10 protein-coding genes and 1 pseudogene are annotated in these 9,187 nt (G+C 66.3%); 3 read left to right on the top strand and 8 right to left on the bottom strand.

Annotated elements, in window-relative coordinates:
* On the bottom strand, window positions 1–692 hold a 692-nt coding region (gene coxB, locus E4634_RS15025; protein WP_135445305.1), incomplete at its 3' end, for a cytochrome c oxidase subunit II.
* A gap of 354 nt (window positions 693–1,046) precedes the next feature.
* Here coxB and E4634_RS15020 point away from each other — a divergent pair.
* Complete coding sequence (locus E4634_RS15020; protein ID WP_240725204.1) at window positions 1,047–2,378, top strand: MATE family efflux transporter; 1,332 nt, start codon at window positions 1,047–1,049, stop codon at window positions 2,376–2,378.
* A gap of 69 nt (window positions 2,379–2,447) precedes the next feature.
* Window positions 2,448–3,083, top strand: coding sequence for a hypothetical protein (locus tag E4634_RS21890; protein WP_135445303.1), 636 nt, complete (start codon window positions 2,448–2,450; stop codon window positions 3,081–3,083).
* 48 nt (window positions 3,084–3,131) lie between these two features.
* Here E4634_RS21890 and E4634_RS22010 read toward each other — a convergent pair.
* Window positions 3,132–3,317, bottom strand: a pseudogene (locus tag E4634_RS22010) (YheV family putative metal-binding protein); the annotation flags it as partial.
* 83 nt (window positions 3,318–3,400) lie between these two features.
* On the opposite strand from E4634_RS22010, the gene E4634_RS15005 reads away from it, so the two are divergent.
* Window positions 3,401–3,970 carry a gamma carbonic anhydrase family protein gene (locus E4634_RS15005; RefSeq protein WP_135445353.1) on the top strand — a complete coding sequence of 190 codons (570 nt, stop codon included), beginning with the start codon at window positions 3,401–3,403 and terminating at the stop codon, window positions 3,968–3,970.
* Here E4634_RS15005 and aroE read toward each other — a convergent pair.
* The 6 genes from aroE to E4634_RS14975 all read right to left on the bottom strand — a co-directional run bounded on the left by aroE (window position 3,967) and on the right by E4634_RS14975 (window position 9,130).
* Window positions 3,967–4,797, bottom strand: a complete 831-nt coding sequence (gene aroE / locus E4634_RS15000) for a shikimate dehydrogenase (protein ID WP_135445301.1) — start codon at window positions 4,795–4,797, stop codon at window positions 3,967–3,969. The genes E4634_RS15005 and aroE overlap by 4 nt on opposite strands.
* Window positions 4,794–5,708: an oxygen-dependent coproporphyrinogen oxidase gene (gene hemF / locus E4634_RS14995; protein ID WP_135445299.1), complete on the bottom strand. Its 915-nt coding sequence runs from the start codon at window positions 5,706–5,708 to the stop codon at window positions 4,794–4,796. The genes aroE and hemF overlap by 4 nt, the downstream gene beginning before the upstream one ends.
* A gap of 72 nt (window positions 5,709–5,780) precedes the next feature.
* Entirely contained in the window at window positions 5,781–6,353 is a 573-nt protein-coding gene (tsaC, locus tag E4634_RS14990; RefSeq protein ID WP_240725199.1) for an L-threonylcarbamoyladenylate synthase type 1 TsaC, read from the bottom strand.
* A complete protein-coding gene (gene purE, locus E4634_RS14985; protein ID WP_135445297.1) occupies window positions 6,350–6,853 on the bottom strand; it encodes a 5-(carboxyamino)imidazole ribonucleotide mutase in 504 nt (167 codons plus the stop codon). The genes tsaC and purE overlap by 4 nt, the downstream gene beginning before the upstream one ends.
* Before the next feature lie 208 nt (window positions 6,854–7,061).
* Window positions 7,062–8,009 carry a DNA-processing protein DprA gene (gene dprA, locus E4634_RS14980; RefSeq protein WP_135445296.1) on the bottom strand — a complete coding sequence of 316 codons (948 nt, stop codon included), beginning with the start codon at window positions 8,007–8,009 and terminating at the stop codon, window positions 7,062–7,064.
* 89 nt (window positions 8,010–8,098) lie between these two features.
* A complete protein-coding gene (locus tag E4634_RS14975; RefSeq protein WP_135445294.1) occupies window positions 8,099–9,130 on the bottom strand; it encodes a LysM peptidoglycan-binding domain-containing protein in 1,032 nt (343 codons plus the stop codon).
* Window positions 9,131–9,187 lie beyond the last annotated feature (57 nt).

Raw genomic sequence — 9,187 nt, 5'->3', positions numbered from 1 at the left:
ACGATCGGCATGAAGCCGTGGTCCTTGCCGCACAGCTCGGCACACTGGCCGCGGTAGATGCCCTCCTTGGAGGTGCGGGTCCAGGCCTCGTTGATGAAACCGGGGATGGCATCTTTCTTCACGGACAGCTCGGGTACCCACCAGGAGTGAATCACGTCGTTGGCGGTGACCAGGAAGCGCACTTTCTTGTCGGCGGGCAGCACCAGGGGCTCGTCCACTTCCAGCAGGTAGTGCTCGCCCTTGTCTGCGGTGTTGTAGATTTCGCTCTGCGGGGTGCGCAGGTTGCTGAAGAACACCACGTTCTCGCCGTTCTCGTTGAGGTACTCGTACTTCCATTTCCACTGGTAGCCAGTAACCACCACGTCGAGGTCGGCGTCGTCGTTGTCGTAGATATTCAGCAGCGTCGACGTGGCAGGCACTGCCATGCCCACCAGGATGATAAAGGGAATGACGGTCCAGATAATTTCCACGGTGGTGTTCTCGTGGAAATGCGCGGCGACTGCGCCCTTGGATTTGCGGTGTTTGTAGATGGAGTAGAACATCACCCCGAACACACCGATACCGATCACCGTACAGATGCCCAGGATGATCATGTGGAGATCGTAGATCTCCTTGCCCACTTCCGTGGCGCCTGGGCCCATGTTCAACTCGTTCATGCCGCCGTAACCCAGGGCGGCTCCACCCCAAAGCATCAGCACAGGACCGAGCGCGAGCTTCACTAACCGCTTCGCTTCAAGACACATTTCCCGTGTTCTCCATGTTTTTGAATAATAGTTTTTCTACCCCACAACTGGCTGGCATTGCGCCACGGCCGTGTCGTGAACCCCCCTGAATCACGGGTGACCATCCTCAGCTGGGGACAGTCGAATGAAGACAGGGTATGGATTACCAGCTGACTTGGTTTTACCCAAGATGCGACAATATGCCGCAGCGGCAAAACGCCGGAAGTATAACCGCTCCGACGCGTATTTCCCAAACAATTACCGGGCCCCCTGGGGTCCCCGCACCAGCTTGGTGCGCCCGCGGAGCGTGCAAATCCCGTGACAATGGAAGATATGGAACCCCTGTCGCGCCTCGACCGCAAAATATGGGGCATCGCCTGGCCGGCCATCCTCGCCAATATTTCCGTTCCGCTGCTCGGCCTGGTGGATTCGGCAATCCTCGGTCACCTGGGCAACAGCCGCTATCTGGCCGCGGTGGCGGTGGGTGCGGCCCTGCTGACCTTCCTCTACTGGGGCTTCAGTTTCCTGCGCATGGGGACCACAGGCCTGGTGGCGCGCGCCGAGGGAGCAGGGCGCCACGACCGGGCAACCCTGGTGCTGTTGCGCTCCTCGGCGCTGGCCCTGCTCATCGCCGCGACGGTATTTTCCCTGCGCGAACCGCTGATCGGCCTCGGGCTCTACCTGATGGCACCGGCACCGGACCTTTACCCGCTGGCCGCGTCCTACGCCCACATTCGCATCTACAGCGCACCGGCGGTACTGGTGACCTACACCGTGCTCGGCTGGTTCATCGGCCGCCAGGACACGCGCTGGCCCATGCTGGTGGTCATCGTCACCAACCTGGCGAATATCGCCCTGGATTTCCTGCTGGTGATGGGCCTGGACCTGCGCAGCGACGGCGCCGCCTGGGCCACGGTGATCGCCGAGTACCTGGGCTGCGCGGTGGCGCTGGCCAGCGCCCGCCATAAGCTGCCGCGCGACCCCATCGAGGAGCTGCGCCGCAAACTCCTCGACTGGCGAGCCTACCGCGCCCTGCTGCGCAGCAATCGGCACCTGTTCGTGCGCACGGTGTGCCTGCTGTTTGCGTTTGCCTTCTTCGTCGCCCAGGGCGAAAACCTGGGCAGCGAAGTGGTAGCCGCCAATACCTTGCTGGTGCACCTGATGATGGTCGCCGCCTACGGCCTCGACGGTTTCGCCTTCGCCGCGGAGGGCTTGTCCGGCCAGCGCCTGGGCGCCCGCGACCTGCCCGGCTTCTATCGCGCGGTGCATCGCTGTGCGCTGTGGTCCGCTATCACTGCCGCGGTGGTCAGCGTCGGTCTGCTCGCGGCCAGCGCGCCGATGATCACGCTGCTCACCGACCTCGAGAACATCCGCGCCCTGATGCGCACTTACTACCCCTGGCTGGTGGTGCTGCCGCTGCTCGCCGCGCCGGCCTACCTGCTCGACGGCGTGTTCGTCGGCGCCAGCGAAACGCGCTACATGATGAGCACTATGCTGCTCAGCCTGCTGGGAGTCTTCCTGCCGCTGTGGTACTTCACCCAGGGGCTGGGCAACCACGGTCTGTGGTTGTCCTTCGCCGCCTTCAACCTCGCCCGCGGTATCACCCTGTACCTGTGTTACCGAGACCTGAATCACAAAGCTGGCTGGTTGCGATGAAAATCCCTGTAGAAATCGGGTGATTATGTACTAGCCTGAAGCTATTTCCTTCTGCCCGCGGATGGTCCCATGCCCATCAACGCGATACGGGAAACGATTCAGTCGGCGCTCGCCCACGAGGAGCGAACGGGGAGTTTTCGCCAGAAACTGGCGGAACAACTGCCGTGTCTTCGCGCCCGCCTGGAGCTTCCCGACATAGACCCCGTGGGCACCTTGATGTGCTTCGTCATCGATTACGTGCGCAGCGTGCCCGGCAGCCTCAACCTGGTCCGCGCGGTGAGCAAGCGCTTTGGTTTCCACGACTACACCGTGCCGTTTCTCGAACTCGCCGAGGATTACATCCTGCACCCGCCCCCGGTGCTGCCCTCGGACGAGGGTCTCGAGGCCATGCTCGACGAGGCCTACCTCTCGCACCGGCTGCTCGAGGAGGTCAACGACCATCACCAGCGGGAACTCAGGCGTCCGCTGCTGCCGGTGGACATGACCGAGGCCAACCTGATCGTGCACTACCTGGTGGGCGACGAGTTCGCCACCCGGCTGGAGCACCTGGTGCAGATCACCGCATCCCAGTTACTGGCGCGCGATTACGTGTGGGAGCGGGTGAGGGCGCTGCCGGGGGTGGAGCAGGCCTCGGTGGCGCGCATCTCCAGCGATACCTTCGGGCGCGGGCCGCTGCGCGTGCGCCTGCGGCTGGATCGCGGCTAGTCGGGCTTTTTTTTCGGGTCCGGTTCCGGGTCGAGCAGGCGCCCGCGCCGCGGCGCGGGTGACACGGGTGGGCAGTTCCTGGCCGGCATTATCCCGCGGCCGCTCTTCGCTGAAGTCACAGGCGATGCACTCGCGGCGTTCGGTCTGCATATCCACGACGATACGATCCATGGCCCCGCAGCGGGGACACACGGCGCCGGCGATAAAGCGGCGATTATGTGAGGGTGTGGACATGGCGGGCGACCCGGCGACGGGGTAGTCAGTCAATGGCAGGTTGGCTATTGTACCAGCCTTTCCCGGACCGCGAAGAACCCGCCATGCGTCACTACACCGCCAACAGCCTGCGCACTTTCCACGGCACCACGCCGGTTCTCGGCGAGCGTGTGCTCATAGACCCAAGTGCAGTGGTGATCGGCGATGTCACCCTGGGCGACGACGTCTCGGTGTGGCCGCAGGTGTCGATTCGCGGCGACATGCACCGCATCCGCGTCGGTGCACGCACTTCCATCCAGGACAGCTGCGTGCTGCATATCACCCACGCCGGCCCCTACAACCCCGACGGCTACCCGCTGACCATCGGCGAGGATGTCACCGTGGGCCACGCGGCGGTGCTGCACGGCTGCGAGGTCGGCGATCGCGTGCTGGTGGGCATGGGCGCGATTGTCATGGACGGGGCGGTCATAGAAAGCGACGTGGTGATCGCCGCCGGCGCACTGGTCACCCCCGGCAAGACCCTGCGCAGCGGTTTCCTCTATGCCGGCAGCCCGGCGCGGGAAAAGCGCGCGCTGACGCCTGGGGAGATGGACTACTTCGTCTACAGCGCCAACAACTACGTGAAGCTCAAGGACCAGCACCTGGCGATGCTGGAGGGAACACAGCAGGACTAGGCGGCGAGCATCGCCTCGCGGATTTCGCCGATCACCGCCTGTGTCGCCGGGCGCACACCGCGCCAGATGTAGAACGATTGCGCCGCCTGCTCCACCAGCATGCCGAGTCCGTCCGACACCGCCCAGGCGGCATGGTGAGCGGCCCAGCGCATGAACGGGGTGGGCTCCGCTCCGTAGATCATGTCATAGCAGCAACTGCGCTCGGTCAGCAATGCGCTGGGCAGGTCCGGCATCTCACCGGCCAGGCCGGCGCTGCTGGCGTTGATCACCAGGTCGAACTGGCGCTCGCCCAGGGCATCGTAGCCGCCGCCGGCGAGCGCGCCGCAATCGGCGAATTCCTGCGCCAGTTGTTCGGCGCGCTGGGGGGTGCGATTGACGATGAACACCTCGCGCGGCTGTTCGCGCAGCAGCGGCTCGAGCACGCCGCGCACCGCGCCGCCGGCGCCGATGATCAGCACCCGCTGGCCCTGGATGACCCAGCCGAGGTTGGCCACCATGTCGCGCACCAGGCCGATGCCGTCGGTGTTGTCGCCCTCGACCTGCCCGTCCGCAGCACGCGACAGGGTATTAACCGCCCCGGCGCGCCGGGCGCGTTCGCTGAGCCGGTCGGCAAAGCGGAAGGCCTCTTCCTTGAACGGAACGGTGACGTTGAGCCCGGCGCCGCCGGTGGAGAAAAATTCGCGCGCGGCGCGGGTGAAATCCCCCTCATCGACGCGCACCGCGCGGTACTGGATCTGCTGCCCGCACTGGGCGGCGAAGGCCGCGTGGATCGCTGGCGACTTGCTGTGCTTGATCGGGTTGCCGAATACCGCGTATTTGTCACTCACGCCTGTTCCTCCGCCAGCCAGTCCCGTCCCTGCAGGTAGTAGTCGGTCAGCCCGGCCTCCGCACTGCCCGGTTGCGGCTGGTAATCGTACTCCCAGCGCACCAGCGGCGGCAGCGACATGAGGATGGCCTCGGTGCGCCCGTCGGACTGCAGGCCGAACAGGGTGCCGCGGTCGTACACCAGGTTGAACTCCACGTAGCGCCCGCGCCGGTAGAGCTGGAACTGGCGCTCGGCCTCGCTCCAGGGCTGGTCCTTGCGCCGCGCGACGATCGGGCGATAGGCCTCGATGTAGGAATCGCCCACCGCGCGCATAAAGGCGAAACAGGTATCGAAGTCCCACTCGTTGAGGTCGTCGAAGAACAGGCCGCCGACGCCGCGCGGTTCATCGCGGTGGCGCAGGTAGAAGTACTCGTCGCACCAGCGCTTGTAGCGCGGGTAGACGTCGGCGCCGAAGGGCGCGCAGGCCTGCTCCGCCACGCGGTGCCAGGCGATGCAGTCCTCGCGGTTGCCGTAGTAGGGGGTCAGGTCATAGCCACCGCCGAACCACCAGATCGGTTCCGCCCCGGGTTTTTCGGCGACGAACATGCGCACGTTGGCATGCGAGGTGGGCACGTGGGGGTTGCGCGGGTGGATGACCAGGGAAACGCCCATCGCCTGGTAGCTGCGCCCGGCGAGTTCCGGGCGCGAGGCGCTGGCCGAGGGCGGCAGGTTGCTGCCCATGACGTGCGAAAAGTTGACGCCGGCCTTTTCAAAGACGGCGCCCTCGGCAAGCACCCGGGAGCGCCCGCCGCCGCCTTCCGCGCGCTGCCATTCATCGGTGCGGAACACTGCGTCGCCGTCCTCTTCGGACAGGGCGGCGCAGATGCGGTCCTGGAGGGAGAGCAGGTAGGCCTTGACCTCTTCGATCTGCATGTAACGCGTCCTTCAGCAGCGGCGCGAGCATTATACGCACCCGCGCGGTCGATCAACAGGCAGTGGCGCGATTCAGGCGCGCACCAGTTCGCCGCTGGCGAGATCGCGAATCTGGCTGGGCCGGGCGGAGGCGCCCACTGCACCGGGGAGGATGTCGGCGAGCAGGTCGCCGAAGTAGCGGCGCACCTGGAAGGCGTGCCGCGGCGGCTGCGCGCCGGCCGGGTTGGCGGACGTCGACACCAGCGGCCCGCCCCAGGCCCGGCACAGGGCGCGCACCGTGGGATGGGCACTGACGCGCACGGCCACCGTATCGAAATCGCCGTGCACCCAGGGCGGCACGCGCCCGTGATGGGGCACCAGCCAGGTATTCGGACCCGGCCAGCTCAGCGACAGCGTCGCGCGCTGGGCGCTACTGAGGTCCTCGAGCAGGAAGGCCAACTGCGCCTCGTCCGCCGCGACCAGGATCAGCCCCTTTTCTACCGGCCGCTGTTTCAGCTGCAGCAGCTGCTCCACCGCGGCGGCGGAGAAGGGGTCGCAGGACAGACCCCAAACCGCCTCGGTGGGGCAGGCGATGACGTCCCCGGCGGCGAGGGCCTGCAGGGCTGTCGCCAACCGCAGCGGCGACAGCGGTGGCGCCTGGTTCAAGCCTTCAGCGAAGCCTGCAGGGCGGCGTCCTTCTCGGCGATGGCAGCGGCGTTGGCCGCGCGCTCATCGCGCAGGCGCGCACCCAGCTCGGCGTCGGCGGTGGCCAGGATCTGCGCCGCCAGGTAGGCCGCATTCTTGGCGCCGGCCTTGCCGATCGCCACTGAGGCCACCGGGATACCAGCGGGCATCTGCACCGTGGACAACAGGGCGTCCAGGCCATCCAGGGAAGCGTTCATGGGCACGCCAATCACCGGCTTGACGGTGGTGGCAGATACGGCCCCGGCCAGGTGGGCCGCCATGCCCGCGGCGGCGATGAACACCGCGCAACCGCGCTCGTCGGCGTCCTTCACGAAGGCCTTGGTGACTTCCGGGGTGCGGTGGGCCGAGGTGATGCGGGCCTCGAAGGGAATACCGAAGTCCCGCAGGACACCGAAACAGGCCTCCATCACCGGCAGGTCGGAATCCGAGCCCATGACAATCGCGACAAAGGGTTTGCTCATAGCTTCGCTCCACAGGTTGCGGGCAGTGTGCGCCCTGGCGGCCTCCTCGGCCGCGATTCAGGCGCTGGCAGCGACCCTTCGAGGGTTCGCGTCTGCCCCGCTCGGGGCTGCGCGCCGGTATATCCGGGGCCGGCCAAAACCGCACCAATTACAGGGACTTAGTCCCAAATCAGCCACGCAACGAGCGCCCCGGGAAAGGGCGCGAAATTTAACCGAAGCGGTGCCGGCTTGGCAAGGTTATACGACCATCTGGCTCCCGGCGATAGCCTTGTGCGCCGCGCCTTACCTGCCCGGCCAGCTCGAGGGCGGTAAGTTCTGCCATTACCTCCGCCACCGGCCGCCCCGTGAGCCCGGCCAGCGTATCCGCCGGAATCTCGTCGTCGCCGAGCAGGGTGAGCAGGGCTGGCGCATCGCCGTCCGCTGTCTCGGACTCCTCGACCGGGCTCGGCGTGAGCGCCCGCTGGGCGCGGTACAGACTGTCCAGTTCTTCCAGGATATCGTCGATGCCCTGGACCATCTTGGCCCCGTCGCGCAACAGGCGCAGGCAGCCGGACCCGCCGGCATGGGCGTTGGACCAGGGCAGGGCGAAGACCTCGCGGCCCTGCTCGACGGCGGCACTGGCGGTGATCAGCGAGCCGCTGCGCAGGGCCGCTTCAACCACGACGACGCCCAGGGAAAGGCCGCTGATAATGCGGTTGCGCCGGGGAAAGCGCCAGGGTTCCGGCGCCGAGGCCGGCGGGTATTCGGTCACCAGGCAACCGCGCTCGATAATCTGCCTGGCCAGCGCGCCGTTGGCCTTTGGGTAGTGGATGTCGATCCCCGTACCCATCACCGCCACCGTTGGACCACCGGCCTCCAGCGCCGCCCGGTGCGCGGCACCGTCCACCCCCTGCGCCATACCGCTGCACACGCACAGACCGGCATCCACCGCGGCCCGGGCGAGTTCCGCGGCCGCCTGCAGGCCAGCTGCAGAGGCGCGGCGCGCACCGACTATCGCCAGTTGCGGCCTGGCGAGCAGGTCAGCGTCGCCGTGCAGGTACAACCGCGCGGGCGGGTCGGGAATAGCGTTGAGCAGCGGGGGGAAGCGGGGGTCGGTTGAAAGTATCAACTGCGTGCCGGGCGGCAGCGCCGGCGGGCACATATCGACGGTTTCCATGCATCATCCTTGACGGCAGGTCAGTCGGTTCGTTTTGTGTGGTTGCCGGCGGCGTCTCCCGGCTGGGCGACGCCGTCAGCGGCGAGGGATCAGGGGTTCTTGACCTTGTCCATCACCTTGAGCGGCCGGTTGGCCTTGAGGATGAGGGCGTAGCTGGCTTTTTCGTAGACTTCGAAGACCATGGCCATACCGGCGCGGACATCCGGCAGGCGGACATTCTCTTCGGCCACCTGGTCCAGCACCAGTTCGCCGGCCTGGTAGACCGCCAGCACGTTGCCGATGACCAGGCCGTCACGCAGGCCCTTGTTGATCACCACGATATCGGTGCTGCCGATCTGGGTAACGCCACCATCCACCGCAATCATATAGGCGTCTTCCAGCGTTGTCGCCGGGGCACTGGGGTAGAACGTGGAATCAATTACGCGCTCGGGGAGCGGGATCAGCCGGTCCGCCACGCGCACTTCCTCGGTGACGCGAGTGATTTCCAGCTCGGGGATCGGTTCGCGGTTGGAGGTGACCAGCTTGGCATTGCCGATGTCCTTGGCCTGGTAGCCGAGCAGTTCCTCGGTCAGCGGGTCGCGGTAGACGTCGCCGGGACGATAGATACCGTAGGCGCGCTCGCCGTCCGGGAACGGCCCGCGGCCGAAGATGTGGTCGCCCGGGGCGCTGATCAGGTGCTTCTGGGCGCCGGACACAACGTAGGCCGAACCGTTCATCTCGTCCGCACCGATAATCCGGTGGCGCATCAGGAAGGCTTCGATCTGGTCCAGCGGAATCACCGGGATGGCCAGATCCAGCGGGGTGACCCGCATGCTCGGCTCCAGCTTGACATCGCGGCCGCGACGCAGGCGCAGGCGCGGCTGGCCATCGACCCAGACCAGGTACAGTTCGTCGCCGGGGTAGATCAGGTGGGGGTTATCGATCTGCGGGTTGACGTCCCACAGCTCGGGCCACAACCACGGCTCCTGGAGGTACATGCCGGAAATACCCCACAGGGTGTCGCCCTTCTTGACGATATAGGTTTCCGGCACATTGTCGTTCAGCTCCACAGCCGCGTGCAGCCCGGCGCTGAACAACAGCGACGCCAGCAGCAGCCCAAGCGAGAATGACCTTGCTTTCATTGTTTTCGTCCCTGTGGCCTTGTTATGCGCTGCCCGACAGCTGGTACCGGTGGTAGC

It is taken from the genome of Mangrovimicrobium sediminis, from assembly GCF_004745945.1.
Classification (GTDB): Bacteria; Pseudomonadota; Gammaproteobacteria; order Pseudomonadales; family Halieaceae; genus Mangrovimicrobium; species Mangrovimicrobium sediminis.
Note: the sequence above shows the minus strand (reverse complement) of the source record. Positions and strands in the feature narration are given on the sequence as shown.

What these genes read in the sequence shown, in the direction of transcription:
- dprA (WP_135445296.1), bottom strand. Translation starts at nt 8,009, where the DNA reads ATGGAAACCGTCGATATGTGCCCGCCGGCGCTGCCGCCCGGCACGCAG.
- E4634_RS14975 (WP_135445294.1), bottom strand. Translation starts at nt 9,130, where the DNA reads ATGAAAGCAAGGTCATTCTCGCTTGGGCTGCTGCTGGCGTCGCTGTTG.
- E4634_RS15020 (WP_240725204.1), top strand. Translation starts at nt 1,047, where the DNA reads ATGGAAGATATGGAACCCCTGTCGCGCCTCGACCGCAAAATATGGGGC.
- E4634_RS21890 (WP_135445303.1), top strand. Translation starts at nt 2,448, where the DNA reads ATGCCCATCAACGCGATACGGGAAACGATTCAGTCGGCGCTCGCCCAC.
- purE (WP_135445297.1), bottom strand. Translation starts at nt 6,853, where the DNA reads ATGAGCAAACCCTTTGTCGCGATTGTCATGGGCTCGGATTCCGACCTG.
- hemF (WP_135445299.1), bottom strand. Translation starts at nt 5,708, where the DNA reads ATGCAGATCGAAGAGGTCAAGGCCTACCTGCTCTCCCTCCAGGACCGC.
- E4634_RS15005 (WP_135445353.1), top strand. Translation starts at nt 3,401, where the DNA reads ATGCGTCACTACACCGCCAACAGCCTGCGCACTTTCCACGGCACCACG.